The organism is Alistipes sp. AF48-12 (assembly GCF_003477565.1).
In the GTDB taxonomy this organism is placed as follows: domain Bacteria; phylum Bacteroidota; class Bacteroidia; order Bacteroidales; family Rikenellaceae; genus Alistipes_A; species Alistipes_A hominis.
In genome coordinates, this window is the sequence record NZ_QUDJ01000008.1 from 20709 (window position 1) to 42409 (window position 21701).

Sequence of the window (21701 nt, forward strand, 5' to 3'; positions counted from 1 at the left end):
ACCGTATGTTTTACGTTAAAAAAATATTCACCGTAGCTCTGCTGCTGATCGCAGGTTCGCTGTCCGCACAACCGAAAACGCCGTCCGTCGAGGCGCGGTTCTCGGCCGACTCGGTGTTGATCGGCGACCAGTTCCGGCTCGACATCGAGGTCGACAAGGACGTGATGGAGGTCGTCGAATTCCCCGTTTTCGACAGAGGACATCTGGGCGGCGATTCGACCGACATCGAAATACTCGCCGAAGGACCCGTCGATACGTTGAAAACCGACGGACGCCGGATTACGCTGAAAAAATCCTACTTGCTGACCTGTTTCGAAGAGGCCGACTACCGTATCGGAAAGTTCCCGGTGCTTTACATCAATAAAAACATAATCGACACGTTGTGGTCGATGGATTCGCTGCGGATTTTCGTCAATACGCTGTCGGTCGACACGGCCACGCAGACGATCCACGACGTCAAGCTCCCGCTCGAAGTTCCCGTCCGGTTCGGCGAATACGGCGGCTACTTGCTGACGGGTCTGCTCGGGGCCGCGCTGATCGCCCTGGTCGTCTTCCTGCTCGTCAAACGGTTCCGCGGCAAACGGCAGTCCGGCGGCAAACGCGTCCCGGCCGAACCGCCGCACGTAACGGCGATCCGGCAGCTCGAAAAACTGCACTCGCAGAAACTATGGCAAAGCGGGAAACAAAAAGCCTATTACACCGGCATCACCGACATCCTGCGCGAATACCTGAGCACCCGTTACCCGGTCAAAGCGCTGGAAATGACTTCGCAAGAGATCTTGGACAGGATGATCCGCGAATCCTTACCGGAGAAATCGATCAAGCGGCTCAAAGACATCCTGATCACCGCCGATTTCGTAAAATTCGCCAAATTCACACCGGATGCGGATCAGAACGAAACGGTCTACACGGACGCTTACTATTTCATCGAAGAGACCAAAGCGGTCGAGGTGGAACAGCCCGCCGCCGAGATCGAACCGATCAAAACCGAGGAAAAGAAGGAGGACGACGCATGATACGCCATACGATCATAACCTGTCTGCTGCTATTGGCGGCCGGGACGGCGGCGGGACAGAAATACCCCGAACGCCGCGACATCCGTTCGGGCAACAAATTTTACGGGAAAGCGGAGTACTCCGAAGCCGAGATCTCCTACCGCAAAGCGCTGGAAAAACAGCCCGATTCCTACGAAGCGAACTTCAACCTGGCCGACGCGCTGTACAAACAGAAACGTTACGACGAAGCGGCCGGACTGAACGAACAACTGGCTGCCGACTCGGCCCGTCTGGACAACGCGGCTTCGGCCTATTTCAACCAGGGAAACGCCCTGTTCCAGCAGCGCAAACTGCAGGAAGCCCTCGAAGCGTACAAAAACTCGCTGCGGTTGAATCCGGCCGACATGGAAGCAAAGTTCAACTACGCCTACACAAAAAAACTGCTCGACAAAGACAAAAACGATCAGAACAAGAACGATCAAAACAAAGACCAGAACAAGGACAACCGGAACGACCAAAATAAAAACGATAAAAACGATCCGAACCAAAATCCGGATAAAGACCGAAACAAAGACAATCCGGATAATAATCAAAACGGCAACGATCCCGACAAACAGGATCAGCAGCCTCCGTCCGGCGGACAGCAACCGCCGCAGGGGGGCATGAGCCGCGAAGAAGCCGAGCGGATGCTCGACGCCGTCCAGGGCAGCGAGGACAAGACAAAGAAGAAAGTGGACGAAAAGAAGGCGGTGACCGTCGGAAACTCGGGAAAAAACTGGTAGGGCCGTCCGGTGAAAAAATCTGTTTAAATCAGCAATCGACGTGGTGGACATAACAAAATTCGCGAATCCCAAATTATTATGGCTGTTGCTGCTGCTGCTGCCGATGGTCGCCTATTACATCTACCGGATGCGGCAGGGGAAGGCTACGATGCGGATATCGACCGTAGCCGGCGTACGGCGGCTTCCGCACGGGCTCAAATACTACCTGCAGCACCTGCCGTTCGTTCTGAGATGCCTGGCGACGGCGCTGCTGATCGTGGCGCTGGCCCGCCCGCAAAGCACATCGAAAAACACCAGCAGCTCGACCGAGGGGATCGACATCGTGCTGGCGCTCGACATCTCCGGCAGTATGCTGGCAAGGGATTTCCAGCCCGACCGGATCTCGGCCGCGAAAGAGATGGCCGCCAATTTCATCATGGACCGTCCGAACGACCGGATCGGCCTGGTGGTATTCGCCGGCGAAAGCTTTACGCAGAGTCCGCTGACCACCGACAAAGCCTCGCTGGTCAATATCCTCGGCACCGTCAAAAGCGGCATCATCGAAGACGGCACGGCAATCGGCAACGGGCTCGGCACAGCGGTCAACCGGCTGCGCGAGAGCTCGGCCAAAAGCAAGGTGGTGATCCTGCTCACGGACGGCGTCAACAACAGCGGGCAGATCGCTCCGCTGACCGCGGCCGATATCGCCCAAACGCTCGGCATCCGTGTCTACACGATCGGCGTCGGCAGCGAAGGGACGGCTCCATACCCGGCGCTCGACATGTGGGGCAACATCAGCTACGTACCGATGAAAGTCGAGATCGACGAAAAAATGCTGACCCAAATCGCCGAAAAAACGGGCGGCAAATATTTCCGGGCGACCGACAACAACAAACTGCGCGACATCTACGAAGAGATCAACCAAATGGAAAAAAGCCGCGTGGAGGTGGAAAACGTCACCCGTTATTACGAACGGTTCGCCCTTTTCGCGCTGGCCGCGCTCGCGTTGCTGGTTTGCGAAATGTTGATCCGTAAACTGTGGCTGCGCCAGATTCCGTAAAACCGTACGACTATGTTCAGATTTGCAACACCCGAATATTTCTACCTGCTGATCCTCGTCCCCGTGCTGATCGGCGTCTACTGGTACTCGGTACGCGTCCGGCGACGGGCGTTGGAACGCTTCGGCGACCCGGAAACCATCCGGGGACTGATGCCGGAGGCCTCTCCGAAACGGGTACGCACCAAGTTCACGATCTTCGCGCTGGCGCTGGTCTTCATCGTCATCGGCCTGGCGCGACCGCAGTTCGGTTCCAAGCTGAAAGAGGTCACGCGCACGGGGATCGAAATGATGCTGGCGGTCGACGTATCGAACAGCATGTTGGCGCAGGATTTCGAACCGAATCGACTCGAACGCACCAAATTCGCGATCGACCGGCTGATCGAACAGCTTCATCAGGATAAAATCGGACTGATCGTATTCGCCGGCGATGCCTATATGCAGCTTCCGATCACCTCCGATTACGTCATCGCCCGCACGTTTGCGAACAACATCTCCCCTACCATGGTTTCGAGACAGGGAACGGCCATCGGCGCGGCCATCGACCTGGCGTCCCAATCGTTTTCGTCGGGTAGCGACGGCAGCCGCGTCATCGTCATCATCTCGGACGGCGAGAACCACGAAGACGACGCCATTGCCGCAGCAAAGGCCGCCGCCGAAAAGGGGATCAAGATCTATACGATCGGCATCGGAAGTCCGGAAGGCGCCCCGATCCCGATCGACGGGAATTTCATCAAGGACGAAAAAGGAAACATGGTCGTATCGAAACTCGACGAAGCGACGCTCGAACAGATCGCCCTGTCGACCGGAGGCGCTTACATCCGCGCCACGAACCGCAGCCTCGGACTCGACGAAATCGTCAAGAAGATCAACGAAGTCGAGAAAAAACAACTATCGTCCAGCGTTTTCGAAGATTTCAACGAACAATACCAATACCTGATCGGAATCGGACTGCTGCTGCTACTGATCGAATTCGTCATGCTCGAACGGAAAAGCCGTATCCTGAGCCGCTTGAATATTTTCCGAAAACAATAAAGCCCTCCGGGAAGCATTATTTTTCCTGGACGGTCGATCCGTCGGTAAAGCCGGCAAAATTCGAAAGGATTTTCGCCGGCTTTTCGGTTTCTCCCGTCTTCCAAAATCCGCTTCCCGGGCACTGTATCCGATTCAGAATATCGACATACCAAACAACCCGGACAAAAATGTATAAAATTACTTTTTAGGCGATTTTTTTCGCGGGCGCACATGAATCTCATGGAAAATCAAGTAAATTTGCAGAATATTCGATTTTATTCAGAAAACTAAACCCGACGACAGATGCCGGTACGCTACTTCAAATACGACCAACCTTTCGCGCTCGAAAACGGAGAGAAGCTTCCCGAGCTGACCATCGCCTACCACACGTTCGGAACGTTCAAAGGGAACAACGCGGTCTGGGTCTGCCACGCGCTGACAGCCAACTCGGACGTAGCCGACTGGTGGCCGCATACGGTCGAACAGGGCCGGTTTCTCGACCCGAAGCGTTATTTCATCGTCTGCGCGAACATCATCGGCTCGCATTACGGATCGACCGGTCCGTTGAGCATCGATCCCGCGACCGGGAAGCCGTACTACGGCACATTCCCCTTCATCACGGTACGCGACATGGTCAACGCCCATTTTCTGCTGGCCGACCACCTCGGCATCGCATCGGCTCACGCCGTCGTCGGCAGTTCGATCGGCGGATTCCAGGCCCTCGAAATGGCGCTGACGCGACCGAACTTCGCCCGAAAACTGGTATTGATCGCAACGGCGGCCCGCAGCCAGCCGTGGGCCATCGCTTTCAACGAATCGCAGCGCATGGCCATCGAAACGGACGCCAGTTTCGGACAGGAAGACCCTGAAGCCGGGAAAAAGGGTATGCGGGTTTCCCGGTCGATCGGTCTGCTCAGCTACCGCGGTTCGTCGGCTTACAACGCCACGCAGCAGGAAAACGACAACCTGTACAAAATAGCCGGATTCCGGGCGACGACCTACCAGCAATACCAGGGTGACAAACTGTGCCGCCGTTTCGACGCCTACTCCTACTACCGCCTGACGCAGGCTTTCGACTCGCACAACGTCGGACGCTACCGCGGCGGCATCGAAAGCGCGCTCGGATCGGTCGCGAGCCCGACGATGGTCGTGGGAATTTCGTCGGACATGATCTTTCCCGTCTCGGAACAGGTCTTCCTGTACCGTCACATCCCGCAATGCCAGCTACGGCTGATCGACTCGCCGTTCGGCCACGACGGGTTCCTGGTCGAATACGACAAGCTGAACGCGCTGCTCAAACCGTTCATCGGTACGCCGACGGCCCGGTAACATCCCGTTATTTTCACCGGGAATGTTGCTTTTCGGCATTTTTTTTTCGATATTGCCGCAACCCGGATCAAATCGGAATACCTAAAATATTTAACCAAACTGATATGAAACTTTCTACTTTTTGCCGGATTCCGGCCCGCCGCATTGCGAAAACAGGCATCTGCACCCTCTCCGTACTACTGGGAACGGGACTTTTCGTATCGGCGCAAACCGTTACGGACCGGTTCGCGCCGCTTCCGGCAGGCGCCGTCCGGCTGACCAATTTTCTCGAAAACGACATCCGGAACTCGATCGAACATTGGAACAAAGGCGAACTGCCCTACCGCGAATTCGTGGAATTTTTCCGTTCCCAGGCTGCGCCCCAATTCGCCCTCGGCGAAATGTGGGGCAAAGCGGTGCGCTCGGGCTGCATGTTTTACCGATACACCCAGGACCCGGAACTCAAAAGCATCCTGAAGGCGACGGTCGAAGACCTGCTTTCGGTACAGAATCCCAACGGCAGTATCAGCTGTACGCCCGAAGAGCAGCAGCCCGGCGGGGAGAACGGCGACCTGTGGGAGCGCAAGTACGTCATGCTCGGACTGGATGAATACTATCGCTGGGTCGAACAGAACCCCGCCGTACTGGAGGCGTTGAAAAAACACGCCGACTGCCTCATCGCGCAAATAGGACATGCGCCCAAGACGGAAATCGTCGATCTGGGCTGGAGCGCCACCAACATCGGCCACGAAGCGTGCCACATCGAATCCAGCACGCTGCAGGAACCCTTCATGCGGCTGTACAACTGGACCGGCGAGCAACGGTACCTGGACTTCGCCTCGTACATCGTCGAATCGGGCGGAACCAAGCATTTCGATCTGATCCAGCAAGCCTGCGACAACACTCTCCCTTACAAGATGAGCGGCCATTACCCCAAGGCGTACGAAATGATGTCGATGTTCGAAGGGGTCGTAGAATACTACCGGGCAACGGGCGACGAGCGCTGCAAACAAGCATTCATGAACCTGTACGACAACATCCGGAAAAACGAAATCACCATCATCGGCAACGCCGGGGCCGATCAGCCTACCACCCCTACGTCGCCGGGGAGGCGTGGGGCAACACCGCTTTCGAACAAACCAACCCCGACATCACCCGCATGATGGAGACCTGCGTGGGGGTAACCTGGCTGAAATTCTGCTCCCAGATCATGCGCCTGACCGGCGATCCCTCGCCCGTGGACGAGATCGAAAAATACGTCTATAACGGCCTGCTCGGGGCGATGAAACCTTCGGGCGACGGGTTCAGTTACGTGAATCTGCTGAACGGCAACAAGGTCGTCAATTACGGCTGGGGCTGGCATTTCGGCGATTTTTACGTCACCTGTTGCAACCTCAACGGTCCGATGGGACTGGCCTACATTCCGTACGTAGCCGTCATGGAAGACGATCGGGGGCCGATCGTCAATCTGTACAATGCGAGCGAAATCGACATGACGACGCCCCGTAAACGCCCGCTGAAACTCTCCCTCGAAACGGATTTCCCGCTGACCGGCAACGTGATCATCGAAGTCACGCCCGAAAAGAAAGAAGAATTCACCCTGAAATTGCGCATTCCTTCCTGGAGCGCGAATACCGTCGTCAAAGTGAACGGAAAGACGCAGGAAGTCGCGCCGGGCACCTACGCCGAATTGACGCGCAAATGGCAGGCCGGCGACCGCATCGAGGTCGCTTTCGACATGACCTGCCGCGTCATCGACGCGCCGCACGGCAGCAACCGCAAAGGAGATAATTTCCAGGCGGTCGTCTGGGGCCCGATCGTACTGGCCCGCGACCAGAACATCGATCCCGATTACGACAAGCCGGTACGGATAATCGCCGACGAAAACGGAATCGTCAAAATCAGAAAAGTGAACCCGACCCTGCCGACCACACGAATAGAGTTTGCGGTTCCGACCGCCGACGGCGAGATCCGGATGACCGACTACGCCTCGGTCAACGGATGGGAGGGAGCCCAAATATGCACCTGGCTGCCGGTAAAAACGGAATAGACGGCCGGATTCATCCAAAAAGCGGAGATACACGGACGAACGCGTTCATGTGTTTTCCAATCGAACGCACGATCCTCCCGGCAAGACGCTCCAGTCTGTCCGGACGACATACGGAAACGAATCAGCGACGGGAAACTCTGAAATTCCGTCGCCTGATTCGTATTCATTCCGGAAATCTGACAATCCGGAAATTTCGCCGGGCGGCAGTCAGGCCTATGCTCCCGGACGCACTTCGTTCGTCAGTCTCCGCCCGTCCGAGAAATCGCGGACATTTTGCAGGGTCGTATGCGCGATGTTATCCAGCGCCTCACGGGTGAAAAAACCTTGGTGGGAGGTCACGATCACATTGTTGAACGACAACAGGCGCGCCAGCATATCGTCGCCCATGATCCGGTCGGAGGTATCCTCGTAAAAGTAAGCCGCTTCCTCCTCGTAAACGTCGAGACCGGCCGAACCGATCTTTTTCTTTTTCAACCCCTCGATCAAAGCCTCCGTATGGATCAGTTGTCCCCGCCCCGTATTAATGAGCATCATCCCTTCTTTCATCTGATCGATGGCTTTTTCATTGATCATATACCGGGTCTGCTCGGTCAGGGGACAATGCAGCGAAATGATGTCCGATTGCCGGAACAACTGTTCGAGCGGCACGTACTCCACTCCTTCGTTCGCCGCGAACTCCCGGTCGGGATAAAGGTCGTACGCCAGTATATTCAACCCGAAACCCTTTAATATGCGGATCAACACCTTCGCTATTTGGCCCGTTCCGACGATTCCGGCCGTTTTTCCGTACATATCGAACCCCAACAGGCCGTGCAATGAGAAATTACCGTCGCGCGTACGCCAGTAGGCGCGGTGGATCTTGCGGTTGAGCGCCAGCATCAACGCTACGGCATATTCGGCCACGGCATAAGGCGAATAGGCCGGCACGCGCACCACCGGAATGCGGTGCCTTGCCGCGGCATTCAAATCCACGTTGTTGAAACCCGCGCAACGCAATGCGATCAGCTTCACTCCCATGGCGGCAAGCCGGCCGATGGTTTCGGCATCGGCCGTATCGTTCACGAAAATACACACGACGTCGGTATCCTGCGCCAGAGCCACATTATTGAGATTCAAATGGCTCCGGTGGTAGTTGAATTCGAATCCGAGGCGGCATTGGCCCGGTCGAACGAATCCCGGTCGTAAGGCTGTGTTCCGAAAAATGTTATTTTCATTTGTATTTTTTTAATGTATCGGTTTTTGACAAAACAGTCGTTCTACTTTTCACGGTTATGGTGAATCATAACAAATATCATGAAAATCTTCCGCGCAGCGCTTTAAATTTAACCGCATTTTCCACAATACCGCAGAATTACCCCATGTATCCAACGGCTGAAAGCCGACGGAGCAGTTCCGAAGTATAAAACCGGCTGGTAAAACGGTCTATCCATCACGGTCTGCCGTCGGCTTTATCAGTAAAACCGTGAAAAGCGGAGACGATCTTACCGCCCCTTACGTCGAATGATTTCGGCCGGCATGTCCTTTTGAAAAAACGGGCCGCAAAAAACAAAATATCAAACGTTTCGACCGTTTTTTAGTATTTTGTTTATTTTTTTGGCAGGAAATATGGTGAAATTGCCGGGAAGAGGGTTACTTTTGTATTCATTTTGAAAAGACCGGAACCGGCGAAAGACGCATCCCGAAGCGGACGGGTCCGCAACCGGATTCGAAAAACAGTCATAAAACGATAAAACCGATGAAATATCCCGAATCAGTAAATATCCTTTTATTGGGCTCAGGGGGCCGTGAACATGCCTTTGCATGGAAAATCGCTCAAAGCAAGCGGCTGGCGCGGCTGTATATCGCTCCGGGGAACGCAGGCACCGCCGTATGCGGGACGAACGTGGACATCAATCCGGTCAATTTCGCGGCCGTCAAACAGTTCGTGCTGTCGAACAACATCAACATGGTCGTCGTCGGCCCGGAAGAACCGCTGGTAAAAGGGATTTACGATTTTTTCAAGGAAGACCATCAGATCAGCAACATCCCCGTGATCGGCCCGTCGACGGTCGGGGCGCGGCTCGAAGGGAGTAAGGATTTCGCCAAGGATTTCATGATCCGCCACCGTATTCCGACGGCCGCCTACCGTAGTTTCACGAAGAAAAACGCCGACGAAGCCAAAGCCTTTCTCGAAACGCTGAAAGCGCCTTACGTGTTGAAAGCCGACGGACTGGCCGCCGGAAAAGGAGTGCTGATCGTCGATTCGCTCGAAACGGCGAAAGCCGAGTTGGATACGATGCTCAACGGGCGTTTCGGGCACGCCGGCGACACGGTCGTGATCGAAGAGTTCCTGTCGGGAATCGAATGTTCGGTTTTCGTAGCCACCGACGGCAAGAATTTCAGCGTGCTGCCCGTCGCAAAAGATTACAAGCGGATCGGCGTCGGGGACACCGGCCCGAACACCGGCGGCATGGGGGCCGTATCGCCGGTTCCGTTCGCCGACGCAAAATTTATGGACAAGGTCGTATCGACCATCGTCGAACCGACCGTCAAAGGGCTCTCTGCCGATAAGATCGACTACAAAGGATTTATTTTCATCGGATTGATGAACGTGCAAGGCGATCCTTATGTGATCGAATACAACGTCCGCATGGGCGATCCCGAAACCGAAGCGGTGCTGCCGCGCATCGAATCGGACATCGTCGAACTGTTCCAGGGCATCGCTTACGGCGGACTCGACCAATACGAACTGAAAATCACCCCGGCGACCGCCGCCACAGTGGTCTGCGTATCCGGCGGCTACCCGGGCGACTATGCCAAAGGCATGGAAATCAAAGGACTCGGCAACACGGCAGACAGCATCGTCTTCCATGCGGGAACCACGGCCAAAGGCGGCAAAACGTTTACGGCAGGCGGGCGCGTGCTGGCCGTCACGTCGTTCGGCGACAACATTACGGACGCCGTCGGCAAATCCTACAAAACGATCGAAGGAATCGGCTACGAAGGGAAATACTACCGCACGGACATCGGAAAAGACCTGCTGTAACGGCAGGGGAAGGCCATGGGAGAGATCACCCGCCTGAACCTGAGTTGGACGCTGCTGTTCTTCGGACTGTTCCTGGGGCTTTTTTGGGGACGGTCGGAGTTGCTACCGACAGCGGCGGGCGGCGCCGATATGCCGCTGGGATCGTTGCTGAACCGGTTCTCCGCGACATATCCGATTGCGGCGAAAACGCTGGCTGCCGTACTGCTTTTCCTGAACAGCATCCTGTTGCTGCGGATCGTCTCCCGCAACATGATCCTGACCGACCGGAGCTACATGCCGATCATCGTCTACCTGCTCGTCGCTGCCGGTTGCGGTTTCGGCAGCTCGGCGCTCGGCGCCATAACCGTTTCGCTGCTGGCAGTCTGCTCGTTCGATCAGATGTTGGGTTCGTTCCGGAGAGCCGTCCAATACGGAAAGCTGTTCAATGCGGCGCTGCTGGCCGGTCTTGCACCCCTGGTCTGGTCGCACGCCGTCGTTTATGCGTTTCTGCTGCCCGTTTCGTTGATCCTGTTCAAAAAAGGCGGCCGCGAATGGATCGTGGCATGGGTCGGCTTTTTGTTGCCGTGGGCGATCTGCTCGTACGTCTACTGGGGAATGGGGTATCCGTTCGGCCACGTAACCGACCTGCTCGCCGGGAACCTCGGGAACCTGCTTGCCGGCGGAGATTTCCCCGACGTCCTGCGCCATCCGGAACTGCCGGTCTTCTGGGGAATGTGCCTAACGACCGTCGTGCTTTCGCTGATCTCGTTTATCCGGCGCTCGGACACGATCCGCACACGGGCCTATAAATCCTACATCTACTTTCTGTGGATTCTGCTCTTCTCGGCGGTACCGTTCGCTTTTCCGGGCCGGTCGGTACAGGATTTCCCGATGATCGCCGTCCCTTTGGCGATCATCATCCCGCCCTATTTCATCCGCTACCGGGGCTGGATTCCCGGCCTGATCTATTTCGCGCTGATCGGCAGCATCGTTTTTTACAACCTCGCTCCGGCATTACTTCCCTGACCGTTTTTTCCGGCGATCCGCAACGGGACATATCACACGCAGCGCCCCGGCCTCGCAGGTAATATGCACCGGGAAGCGCGGCCCGGGCTGTCCGTCGATGTCGGTCGACTCCTCGCTGTACGAATACAACGTCACGTCGTCGCTCTTGAAATACACCACGCCCGGAGGGTAGCTGCCATTGTTGCGCTTGATGAAATGAAAAATCGTCCGGATCGTCTCGATCGGGCTGTCGCCCTTGATAACGATCACGTCGAGCAGGCCGTCGTCCGGCTCGGACAAGTAAGCGAAACGCATCTGCCCGGCGGTGCGTCCGTTGAATACGAAAAAGATCAGCGAAGAACCTTCGTAATTCCCGTGCGCCGACTCGATCGAAATATGCATTTTACGGAAATTCGGCAGTTCGCCCAGCCCGCCGAAATAGTAGGCCAGTTTCCCGAACGTGTTTTTCAGGATCGTCGGCGTTTTCTGCGAAACGTCGGTAAACAGCCCACAACTAAACACGTTGACGAAGTATTCGTCGTTGGCGCGCCCCAGATCCATGGTTCTGATCTCCCCGTTCAGGATCCGGCGACAGGCTTTCGCCAAATCGGACGGCACTCCGAGCACATGGGCGAAATCGTTGGCCGTCCCGGTCGGAAGCACCGCCACCGGAACGTCGAGCCCGCGCCGCTTCATCACGTTCACCACGTAATTGACCGTTCCGTCGCCGCCGGCGATCAGCGCGTGGTGGTAGCTCTGATCGACCCCGTCAAACATGTCGGTCTCCTCGGTATCCCCGAAGCAAAGCCGGTACGGCACGACCGTATAACCGTGCCCCTGGTAAATCTCGATGATGTGGTCGAGCCACTCCGAAATCACGGTTTCTCCGGACTTGGGATTATAAATGAATCTGACTTTCTGCATCTTTTTTCACGTTTCTGAACCATAATGATATCGTCATTGCCGGGTCGACGCCTGCCGGGCGATCATCGCCTCCATTCCGGGAGTAAGATAGGTCTGATAATTCCCCCTATCGTCCGAATAGATCAGGTAAGCGTGCAACTCCGGATGCCCGGCCAGGAACTCCTTGCTTTTTTCGAGGCCGAGGATCATACAAACCGTGCCGTAAGCGTCGGCCAACGTCGCGGTAGGCCCCACGACCGTTACCGACAGCAGGTTGCTGATGATCGGCTCGCCGGTTCGGGCATTGATCGTATGCACGATCTTACGGCCTTTGTCGTCGGTATAGAATTTCCGGTAATTGCCCGAAGTGGCGAGTCCCTGCCCGCTGAGTCCGATCACCGTCTCCAGGTCGGCCCCCGGCAGCACGTTCCCTTCGGCCGGACGGTCGATTCCGACGCGCCAGGGTTTCCCTTCGGCATTCGACCCCCGACAGAAAATCTCTCCCCCCACTTCGACGATATAATCCGTCAGACCGAGGCTGTCGAAATAGGCGGCGATATAGTCCGAAGTCGCTCCTTGCGCAATCGAATTCAGGTCGAGCTGCATCCGCGGATCTTCTTTCCGCAACCGGCCGCCATCGACCGCGATTTTCCGATACCCGACGAATCGCAACAGCGAATCGACGTTCGGCTGCTGCACGACCGAATCGCCTGCAAACCCGTAAGCCGCCGTAAGCGGTTTGACCGTGATGTCGTATGCGCCGTCCGTCTCGCGGCTCAGCCGCTCGGCTTCGGCGATGCAATCCGCAATGAACGCATCCACCGAATCGGTCTCGTTGCGGTTCAGGCGGCTGAGCCGCGAATCGGGATTGAACAGCGACATCGAATTGTCGATCTCACGCAACAGACTGTCCACCTGACCTTTCAAATCTACCGGCCGGTCGCTTTTTATCACGATATGATAAGTTCCCCCCTGTGCGAAACCGTCGATTACGGTTACCCGATTGTCTTTCTTCACTCCGCCGCATGCGGCCACAGCCAGCGCAACAATCCCGAGCAAACCAATTTTAAATTTCATTATCAGCGTTTTAACATTCGAACATCGCACAAATTTATTTATTTTCCACAATATACGAATTATTTTTTATTACTTTGCAGGACAAATCAAGGAAGGAAGACGGGGGTGCCGCAGAACCGGCGGCTGAGATCAAACCCCAACACCTGATACGGTTAATACCGTCGGAGGGAGTTTTTCCAAAGGATAGCGCATTCGCCGCCTCTCTTTCTGCAAATCGTTTTTCGTATGGAAATATTTCTGAACGGAGTGAAAACCCCGACGCAGGCGTCGACCCTTTCGGAACTGATCGCAGAACAGTCGATCGCTACCGCCGGGCTGGCCGTCGCCATCGGGCTCCGCGTAATCCGCCGCGACGAGTGGGACGCTACGCCGGTCGCCGACCAGGCCGAAATCACGCTGATCCGCGCCACACAGGGAGGATAGAACAATGGTTGCAGATATTTTCCCGGAATCCCCGATCCTGATCACGCTGCCCCGTATTCTGAAAAACGAGGCGGAGACGCTGGCCGCACTGTGCGGCGCAGGAGTTTCCGTCATCCATATCCGCAAGCCGGAGGCGTCCGAACCGGAAATCGAAGAGTTGCTGAAAACGTTGCAGGCCCTCGGCGCGGACATGTCGCGGCTGACGATTCACTACAACGAACCGCTGGCCCGCAAATACGGGCTCGGAGGCGTGCACCTGCGCATCGAAGAACTGCTTGCCGGAGCCGGCGAAGGGCTGCGGCGGAGCTGTTCGGCGCACGGCTGGACGGAAGCGGAACGCGCGGCGACAGACGCGGACTACGTATTTCTGAGCCCGCTGTTCGATTCGATCTCGAAGCCGGGCTACCGCAGCGCGATTGACCCGGCGGAAGCCGCCGAACGGTTACGGCGCCGCAAAGGGAGGATCGTCGCGCTCGGCGGGATCCGTCCGGCGAACATCGCACGGGTAAGGCGGATCGGATTCGACGGGGCCGCCGTACTCGGGGCCGCATGGAGCGCGGACGAAAAGGCTGTCAATACCGAACGCACCCTGAAAAATTACCATATCCTAAACCGCAAATGGAAAGCGGCCGGAGGAACGCTACAACTGATCTCGGACGGCGACCTCTCCGTCGCCGCGCAATTCCTCGACGCGGGCGGACGCTGGATCCAACTGCGGATGAAAGACGCCTCCGCAGAGGTTATCGTCTGCCGGGGCAAAGAGATGCTCGCCCTGTGCCGGAAACGCCGGGCCGTGCTCGTCGTCAACGATGCGCCGCAACTGGCGGTCGCGATCGGCGCCGACGGCGTGCACCTCGGTCAAGCCGATATGCCGCCCATCGAAGCGAGGCGGATTATCGGCGACGGAGCGGTTATCGGTTCGACGGCCAACACCTTCGAACAGATCGCAGCGCGCAACGACGGCGAAACCGACTACGTCGGACTGGGACCCTTCCGTTTCACGACAACCAAGAAAAACCTGTCGCCGGTGCTCGGCACGGAGGGTTACCGCACGATCCTCGGACGTATGCGGACGGAAAATATCCCCCTGCCGGTCGTGGCGATCGGCGGCATCGAACTGCCGGATATACCGCAGATCATGCGGACGGGGGTCGACGGGATCGCCCTCAGCGGAGCGATCGCCCGCGCGGACTCGCCCGCCACGACGACCGCGAATTTTCTGAACGCAATCCGGAACGCATGAACCGCAGGCCGGGCCGACAGATAACAAAACAATACGTTATTATAAAACAATGGAAAATTTAATTATCGGAAACAAAACGTTTCACTCGCGGCTCTTCGTCGGAACCGGGAAGTTTTCATCCGCGGAACTGATGGGCAAAGCCACCGCCGCCAGCGGCAGCGAACTGGTAACCGTCGCGCTGAAACGAGTAGAACTCGAAAACCCGCAGGACGACATGCTCAGTCACCTGCACCTGCCGGGAGTCAACCTGCTGCCGAACACATCGGGGGTACGCAATGCCAAAGAAGCGGTTTTCGCCGCGCAGATGGCGCGCGAAGCGCTCGGGACGAACTGGATCAAACTCGAAATCCATCCCGATCCTCGCTACCTGCTGCCCGACCCGATCGAAACGCTGGCCGCGGCCGAACAGCTCGTAAAAGACGGCTTCATCGTGATGCCGTACATCAACGCCGACCCGGTACTGTGCAAACGGCTCGAAGAGGTAGGCACGGCCTGCGTCATGCCTCTGGGCGCCCCGATCGGATCGAACCGGGGACTGAAAACCCGCGACCTGCTGAGAATCATCATCGAACAGAGCAACGTCCCGGTCGTCGTCGACGCCGGAATCGGCGCTCCGTCGCACGCCGCCGAAGCGATGGAGATGGGCGCGTCGGCCGTACTGGTCAACACCGCAATCGCCGTAGCGCAGGACCCGGTACAAATGGCCGTCGCTTTCAAAATGGCCGTCGAAGCCGGACGCATGGCATACGAGGCGCAGCTCGCGCCGCAAACGACCGCCGCATCGGCCACCAGCCCGTTAAACCCGTTTTTGGAAGGCATTAAAGGTCTGCAACAATGAGTTATTACGACATCATTCTCCAGTACGACTGGGAAACCACGCGGCGTAAGATCTACGCCTCGACCGAGGCCGACGTAGAACGCGCCCTGAGTCACGACCGCCCGTCGATGGACGACTTCGCGGCGCTCGTTTCCCCCGCGGCGGACAAATACCTGAACGAAATGGCCGCCAAAAGCTACCGCATCACCCGCCGCCGTTTCGGCAACACGATGCAACTGTACATCCCGCTCTACCTCGCGAATATTTGCCAGAACCACTGCGTTTACTGCGGTTTCAACTGCACGAACAAGATCCACCGCGCGATCCTCACGCCGGACGAAATCCACGCCGAATGCCAGGCCATCAAAAAAGATCCGTTCGAACACATCTTGCTGGTGACGGGCGAAGCGCCGCGCTCGTCGAGCGTACAATACATGGCCGATTCGATGGAGATCGTCAAACAGTATTTCCAGCAGATCTCGCTCGAAGTGCAGCCGCTCGAAACGGACGAATACCGGATGCTGATGGACCACGGCCTGCACTCGGTCTACGTCTATCAGGAGACCTACAACCGCGAACGCTATCCGGTCTACCACCTGCGCGGCCGCAAAGCCGACTACCGCTACCGGCTCGAAACGCCCGACCGGTTGTGCGAAGCCGGAGTGTACAAGGTCGGCGTCGGCAACCTGATCGGCCTCGAAGACTGGCGCACCGAAGCGTTCTTCACGGCATTGCACGTCCGTTACCTCGAAAACCGCTACTGGAGGCAAAAATATTCGATCGCCTTCCCGCGGCTGCGCCCTTATTTCGGCGAGGACGGGTTCAATCCCGAACACCCGACCACCGAACGCAACCTGCTGCAACTGATCTGCGCCTACCGGTTGCTGAGCGAAGACGTCGAACTGTCGATTTCGACGCGCGAAAGCGCCGCCTGCCGCGACACGGTGCTGCCGTTCGGCGTGACGGTCATCAGCGCCGGTTCGAAAACCACGCCGGGCGGTTATGCGCACCCGACGCAGGAGCTCGAACAGTGGGCCATCAACGACGATCGCACGCCGACCGAAGTGTTCGACGCGGTCCGGGCCAAAGGGTTCGAACCGGTATGGAAAGACTGGTCGGGCTTTATGCAGGAAGCCAATATTCCCGCTTAAAACACGAAAACGTAAACCGCAGCCGGAAACAGGGAGCCTTCGACAAACCGGCCTACCTGTTTCCGGTTGTTTTTAATAACGACAAATTATGCGTATTCTGATCCAGCGAGTACGACGCGCCTCGGTAACGATCGGGGAACAAACCCATTGCGCTATCGGCAACGGGCTGCTCGTCCTGGTCGGCATCGAAGAGGCCGACAACGACGAAGATATCGCGTGGCTGACCGGAAAATTGACAAAACTTCGTATATTTGCCGACGAATCCGGCGTGATGAACCGGTCGGCAGAGGAAACCGGGGCCGACATACTGATCGTCAGCCAGTTTACGCTGTATGCGCAGACCAAAAAAGGAAACCGGCCGTCGTACATACGGGCCGCGCGTCCCGAAACGGCGATCCCGCTGTACGAACGGTTCGTCGAATCGGTCGAACGGGCGATGGGACACCGGATCGAAACGGGAGTCTTCGGCGCCGATATGCAGGTGGAACTGGTCAACGACGGTCCGGTGACCATCTGGATCGACTCCAAAAACCGGGAATAAGTTAATACGCGAAAACTATGACTATCAAAGAGGCTCAGGAACTGATCGAAACCTGGACGGCGAAAAACAACGTCCGCAACAACGAACTGACCAACATGGCGCTGCTGACCGAAGAGATCGGCAAACTGACCCGCGTGATGGTGCGCCGTTTCAACGATCACGCCAATGAGCCGAATTTCCGGTACGAGGTTTCGGACGAGATCGGCGATATCCTGTGGGCGTTGGTGAACGTCGCCAACCAGACGGGCGTCGACCTGACCGTATCGCTGATCAACGCCCTCGAACGTAAAAGCAACCAGCAGAGCCACCTGTCCTCTCCGAAGAAAAAATAAATCCGTCGGTTACGCAACGGCGCGAAACTTCCTTTCTCAATTTTGAAACCGCCCGTTTTTCCGACAGTCTTTTATTAAATGACTGACAACATCCGCCGCATATCCGGCCAAACAGCATCATCCGTACACCGGCCGGCAAGCCCCGCGACAAACAATCACATTTCAACAATACACACCCTATTTTCAAAAAACGAACAGTCTTCGTATTAAAAACAATATTTTCTTAACTTTGAAAAGTGCATCCCCATTGGAAAATATTGATTACGAAAGCCTTTATACTATCGCTCGTCGCACTGGGCTGGACGGTCGCGCTGCAAGCACAGAACTTTCAGGTTCAAGCCGTTTCAGGAGAAGAGAAACTCAGCTATGCCTACATTTATCTCAACGGCAGGGTGTGCGGGATCGCCGATCAGGACGGCGCGTTCAATATTCCCCATAGCAAATTGCACATCGGCGATACGATTCCGGCAAGTTATGTCGGAGCTCGGCCCGCTTTCGCGGTCTATACAAAAGAATTGGCCGGCGAATCCGAATGTACGCTCGAATGCAGTCCGATGAGGTGTTGGACGCGGTCGAAGTAAGTTCCAAATTCAACATCTGGCGCTTTTTCAACAAAAACGTCCGGAAACGCATCCCGCCGGACTGATTGCCCCGGAGCGAACCGGCGGGCCGATGATTTTCGTATCTTTGCCGGTAAAATCATGCGGACATGACGACAAATCTCAGACAACTGTTCCTCGAACACGTCGGACAGACATCCGATAACCCGATGATGCTCGAAGTGGAGCGCGCCGAAGGAATCTACCTGTACGGGCGAGACGGGAAACGGTGGATCGACCTGATCTCCGGCGTCTCGGTCAGCGCCGTAGGGCACGGCAACCGGCAGGTAATCGACGCGATCTGCTCGCAGGCGCAGGACTACCTGCACCTGATGGTCTACGGCGAAGCGGTCGAATCGCCTCAGGTACGCTACGCACAGCGCATCGCATCGCTGCTGCCCGATCCGCTCGACACGGTTTATTTCGTCAATTCGGGCAGCGAAGCGGTCGAAGGGGCGTTGAAACTGGCCAAACGCTATACCGGACGAACAGAAATCATCTATTACAAGAACGCTTACCATGGCAGTACGCACGGCTCGCTCAGCGTGATGGGCGGAGAGGAGTACCGCAACGCATACCGCCCGCTGCTGCCGGACACCCGGCAAATCCGGTTCAACGAACCCGCAGACCTGCGATACGTCACTCCGCGCACGGCCTGCGTCATCATCGAACCGGTACAGGGCGAAGGCGGTATTTTCCCGGCCGACCGGGACTACCTGCAGGCGCTGCGCGACCGGTGCGACCAGACCGGAACGCTACTAATCTACGACGAAATCCAGACCGGACTCGGACGTACCGGCACCCTCTACTTTTTCCAGCAGTACGGCATCGTCCCGGACATCTTGTGCACGGCGAAAGCTTTCGGCGGCGGCATGCCGCTGGGCGCGTTCATCGCGTCGAATCGAATCATGTCGGTGCTGAAAACCAACCCGGTACTGGGCCACATCACCACGTTCGGCGGACACCCGGTTTGCTGCGCCGCCGGACTCGCCGCCCTGGAATACATCCTGTCCGAACGACTGACGGAGCAGGCCGACGCAAAAGGAGCGTTGTACGAAAGCCTGCTCGCCGGGCATCCGCTCGTCCGCGAAATCCGGCGGACGGGTCTGCTGCTGGGCGTCGAATTCGGCGACAGCGAACTGACCGCGCGGATCGTGCTGCGGTCGATCGACCGGGGGCTGATGACCGAATGGTTCCTGTTTCACGACACGGCAATGCGGATCGCCCCGCCGCTGACAATCACCGACGCGGAGATCCGCGAATCCTGCGAGATTCTGCTGGAAGTGCTGAACGGAGCTGCCGAATAGCCTTTCCCGACGCTCCGTGCCGAAGCCGGGATATCCGTTGCAAACGGGCGGCGAACGCTCTCCGGCGGTTTAAAACCGAATGGTTTGATATTCGCAAAAAAGTCTTAATTTTGCAAGGTTATGACTGATTTTTCCGAGCAAAACTAATCACTAAATAAACAAACTCAACAATGAAAAAAACGTTGAAAATAGTTGTTCTGGCCAAACAGGTTCCCGACACCCGCAACGTCGGCAAAGACGCCATGAAAGCCGACGGAACGGTGAATCGCGCAGCCTTGCCGGCCATTTTCAACCCGGAAGACCTCAACGCGCTCGAACAGGCCCTCGTCCTGAAGGACATGTTTCCCGGCAGCCGCGTCGACATCCTGACGATGGGCCCCGGACGGGCGGCGGAAATTATCCGCGAAGGCATGTTCCGCGGAGCCGACGGCGGCGTACTGCTGACCGACCGCAAATTCGCCGGATCGGACACGCTGGCCACTTCCTACGCTCTGTCCCGCGCCGCAGCCAAAATGAACCCGGACATCATCATCGCCGGCCGCCAGGCCATCGACGGCGACACCGCCCAGGTAGGCCCGCAGGTCGCCGAGAAGATGAACCTGCCGCAGGTAACCTACGCCGAAGAGATCGTCGGCGTAGAAGGCGACGAACTGGTGATCCGTCGCCGGCTCGAACACGGCGTCGAAACGGTAGCCTGCCGTATGCCGCTGGTAATGACGGTCAACGGCTCGGCCGCCGAATGCCGTCCGCGCCACGCCAAACTGGTGATGAAATACAAATATGCGATTACGCCGAGCGAATGCCAGCAGGACGAAGTGGGCTGCTACGCCGACCTGCGCGCACAGCGCCCGTACCTGAATATTACCGAATGGAACGTAGCCGACGTCGATGCCGACGACCGGCAACTAGGCCTCTCCGGCTCTCCGACCAAGGTTAAAAAGATCGAGAACGTGGTGTTCGCCGCCAAGGAAGCCAAGAAGCTGACCGCTTCCGACCAGGACATCGACTCCCTGATGCAGGAACTGATCGCCAGTCATACCTTAGGATAACCCGAATCGTAAACTGATAAAACGCATATTGATGAACAACATATTTGTATATTGCGAAATCGAGGACGGCAAGGTGGCCGACGTGTCGCTGGAACTACTGACCAAAGGCCGCGTGCTGGCCGACACGCTCGGGTGCGAACTCGAAGCGCTGGCGCTGGGACACAACCTCGCCGGAATTGAAAAAGAACTGGCCGAATACGGCGCCGACAGGGTGCACGTTGCCGACTGCGAATGCCTCGCCCCGTACCGCACGCTGCCGCATGCCGCGGTCGTCTGCGGGATTTTCAAGGAAGAGCAACCGCAGATCGCGCTGTTCGGCGCCACGCCGGTCGGACGCGACCTCGGCCCGCGCGTATCGTCGACGCTGCACAGCGGTCTGACGGCCGACTGCACGAGCCTCGAAATCGGCTCGCACACCGACGTGAAAAGCGGCAAAGAGTATAAAGACCTGCTTTACCAGATCCGTCCTGCATTCGGCGGCAACATCATCGCGACGATCATCAATCCGGATCATCGTCCGCAGATGGCCACCGTCCGCGAAGGCGTGATGAAGAAAGAAAAGGCCAAAACGCCGGGTAAAGGCATCGTTAAAAAAGTCGATCCGAAGAAATACGTGAACGACGCGGATTTCGTCGTACGGATCATCGACCGGCAGATCGAAGAGCGCAAGATCAATATCAAGGGCGCTCCGGTGATCGTAGCCGGCGGTTACGGCATGGGATCGAAAGAGAATTTCGACCTGCTGTTCGAACTGGCCGACGTGCTGGGCGCCGAGGTAGGCGCTTCGCGCGCGGCGGTCGACGCGGGAATGGCCGAACACGGCCGGCAGGTCGGACAAACCGGCGTTACGGTGCGTCCGAAACTGTACATCGCCTGCGGTATCTCGGGCCAGATCCAGCATACGGCCGGTATGGATCAATCGTCGATGATCATCTCGATCAATACCGATCCGGACGCGCCGATCAACAAAATCGCGGATTACGCGATCACGGGCGACGTGACGGAAGTGATCCCGAAAATGATCAAATACTACAAACAGAACTCGAAATAACGCACGACGTGCCT

At 57.0% G+C, this 21701-nt stretch carries 21 protein-coding genes, 1 pseudogene and 1 riboswitch; of the genes and pseudogenes, 19 read left to right on the forward strand and 3 right to left on the reverse strand.

Going from position 1 to position 21701, the window contains the following annotated elements:
• Nucleotides 1–5: 5 nt before the first annotated feature.
• From DW082_RS06380 to DW082_RS06410, 7 genes are all read left to right on the forward strand, one after another.
• Nucleotides 6–1016: a hypothetical protein gene (locus DW082_RS06380; protein WP_101573467.1), complete on the forward strand. Its 1011-nt coding sequence runs from the start codon at nt 6–8 to the stop codon at nt 1014–1016.
• The gene (locus tag DW082_RS06385) at nt 1013–1777 is read left to right on the forward strand and encodes a tetratricopeptide repeat protein (RefSeq protein ID WP_118457879.1); all 765 of its coding nucleotides are present in this window, start codon (nt 1013–1015) and stop codon (nt 1775–1777) included. Before DW082_RS06380 ends, DW082_RS06385 begins: the two co-directional genes overlap by 4 nt.
• Nucleotides 1778–1820: 43 nt before the next feature.
• Entirely contained in the window at nt 1821–2816 is a 996-nt protein-coding gene (locus tag DW082_RS06390) for a VWA domain-containing protein (protein ID WP_118457881.1), read from the forward strand.
• A gap of 12 nt (nt 2817–2828) precedes the next feature.
• The gene (locus DW082_RS06395; protein WP_118457883.1) at nt 2829–3848 is read left to right on the forward strand and encodes a VWA domain-containing protein; all 1020 of its coding nucleotides are present in this window, start codon (nt 2829–2831) and stop codon (nt 3846–3848) included.
• Between the two features lie 282 nt (nt 3849–4130).
• The gene (gene metX, locus DW082_RS06400; protein ID WP_101573471.1) at nt 4131–5156 is read left to right on the forward strand and encodes a homoserine O-acetyltransferase; all 1026 of its coding nucleotides are present in this window, start codon (nt 4131–4133) and stop codon (nt 5154–5156) included.
• A gap of 104 nt (nt 5157–5260) precedes the next feature.
• Nucleotides 5261–6298 (forward strand): beta-L-arabinofuranosidase domain-containing protein, encoded by a 1038-nt coding sequence (locus DW082_RS06405; RefSeq protein WP_182424110.1) that lies wholly within the window; start codon nt 5261–5263, stop codon nt 6296–6298.
• Nucleotides 6295–7185: a beta-L-arabinofuranosidase domain-containing protein gene (locus DW082_RS06410; protein ID WP_118457886.1), complete on the forward strand. Its 891-nt coding sequence runs from the start codon at nt 6295–6297 to the stop codon at nt 7183–7185. Before DW082_RS06405 ends, DW082_RS06410 begins: the two co-directional genes overlap by 4 nt.
• Before the next feature lie 213 nt (nt 7186–7398).
• On the opposite strand, the pseudogene DW082_RS06415 reads toward DW082_RS06410, so the two are convergent.
• Nucleotides 7399–8399, reverse strand: a pseudogene (locus DW082_RS06415) (2-hydroxyacid dehydrogenase).
• A 521-nt stretch (nt 8400–8920) separates the two neighbouring features.
• On the opposite strand from DW082_RS06415, the gene purD reads away from it, so the two are divergent.
• On the forward strand, nt 8921–10210 hold the full coding sequence (gene purD / locus DW082_RS06420; protein WP_101573475.1) for a phosphoribosylamine--glycine ligase: 1290 nt from the start codon (nt 8921–8923) through the stop codon (nt 10208–10210).
• A gap of 15 nt (nt 10211–10225) precedes the next feature.
• The gene (locus DW082_RS06425; RefSeq protein WP_118457888.1) at nt 10226–11215 is read left to right on the forward strand and encodes a hypothetical protein; all 990 of its coding nucleotides are present in this window, start codon (nt 10226–10228) and stop codon (nt 11213–11215) included.
• On the opposite strand, the gene DW082_RS06430 is transcribed toward DW082_RS06425, so the two are convergent.
• Both DW082_RS06430 and DW082_RS06435 read right to left on the reverse strand, forming a co-directional pair.
• Nucleotides 11204–12118, reverse strand: coding sequence for a YegS/Rv2252/BmrU family lipid kinase (locus DW082_RS06430; protein WP_055203180.1), 915 nt, complete (start codon nt 12116–12118; stop codon nt 11204–11206). The two genes, DW082_RS06425 and DW082_RS06430, sit on opposite strands and share 12 nt — an antisense overlap.
• A 33-nt stretch (nt 12119–12151) precedes the next feature.
• On the reverse strand, nt 12152–13174 hold the full coding sequence (locus tag DW082_RS06435) for an FAD:protein FMN transferase (RefSeq protein ID WP_118457890.1): 1023 nt from the start codon (nt 13172–13174) through the stop codon (nt 12152–12154).
• A gap of 91 nt (nt 13175–13265) precedes the next feature.
• Nucleotides 13266–13361, forward strand: a riboswitch (TPP riboswitch).
• Between the two features lie 38 nt (nt 13362–13399).
• On the opposite strand from DW082_RS06435, the gene thiS reads away from it, so the two are divergent.
• The 10 genes from thiS to DW082_RS06485 all read left to right on the forward strand — a co-directional run bounded on the left by thiS (nt 13400) and on the right by DW082_RS06485 (nt 21687).
• Nucleotides 13400–13597 carry a sulfur carrier protein ThiS gene (gene thiS / locus DW082_RS06440; protein WP_055203176.1) on the forward strand — a complete coding sequence of 66 codons (198 nt, stop codon included), beginning with the start codon at nt 13400–13402 and terminating at the stop codon, nt 13595–13597.
• Nucleotides 13598–13601: 4 nt separating this feature from the next.
• Nucleotides 13602–14840: a thiamine phosphate synthase gene (locus tag DW082_RS06445; protein ID WP_118457892.1), complete on the forward strand. Its 1239-nt coding sequence runs from the start codon at nt 13602–13604 to the stop codon at nt 14838–14840.
• A 49-nt stretch (nt 14841–14889) separates the two neighbouring features.
• A complete protein-coding gene (locus DW082_RS06450; protein WP_055203174.1) occupies nt 14890–15678 on the forward strand; it encodes a thiazole synthase in 789 nt (262 codons plus the stop codon).
• Nucleotides 15675–16808, forward strand: coding sequence for a 2-iminoacetate synthase ThiH (thiH, locus tag DW082_RS06455; protein ID WP_101573482.1), 1134 nt, complete (start codon nt 15675–15677; stop codon nt 16806–16808). Before DW082_RS06450 ends, thiH begins: the two co-directional genes overlap by 4 nt.
• Before the next feature lie 88 nt (nt 16809–16896).
• Nucleotides 16897–17349, forward strand: a complete 453-nt coding sequence (gene dtd / locus DW082_RS06460; protein ID WP_055203171.1) for a D-aminoacyl-tRNA deacylase — start codon at nt 16897–16899, stop codon at nt 17347–17349.
• 17 nt (nt 17350–17366) lie between these two features.
• Nucleotides 17367–17681 carry a MazG nucleotide pyrophosphohydrolase domain-containing protein gene (locus DW082_RS06465; protein WP_055203169.1) on the forward strand — a complete coding sequence of 105 codons (315 nt, stop codon included), beginning with the start codon at nt 17367–17369 and terminating at the stop codon, nt 17679–17681.
• Nucleotides 17682–17938: 257 nt separating this feature from the next.
• The gene (locus tag DW082_RS06470) at nt 17939–18262 is read left to right on the forward strand and encodes a hypothetical protein (RefSeq protein ID WP_118457894.1); all 324 of its coding nucleotides are present in this window, start codon (nt 17939–17941) and stop codon (nt 18260–18262) included.
• Nucleotides 18263–18390: 128 nt separating this feature from the next.
• Complete coding sequence (locus tag DW082_RS06475) at nt 18391–19587, forward strand: aspartate aminotransferase family protein (protein WP_118457896.1); 1197 nt, start codon at nt 18391–18393, stop codon at nt 19585–19587.
• Nucleotides 19588–19757: 170 nt separating this feature from the next.
• The gene (locus DW082_RS06480; RefSeq protein ID WP_055203164.1) at nt 19758–20636 is read left to right on the forward strand and encodes an electron transfer flavoprotein subunit beta/FixA family protein; all 879 of its coding nucleotides are present in this window, start codon (nt 19758–19760) and stop codon (nt 20634–20636) included.
• 31 nt (nt 20637–20667) lie between these two features.
• The gene (locus tag DW082_RS06485; protein WP_055203162.1) at nt 20668–21687 is read left to right on the forward strand and encodes an electron transfer flavoprotein subunit alpha/FixB family protein; all 1020 of its coding nucleotides are present in this window, start codon (nt 20668–20670) and stop codon (nt 21685–21687) included.
• Nucleotides 21688–21701 lie beyond the last annotated feature (14 nt).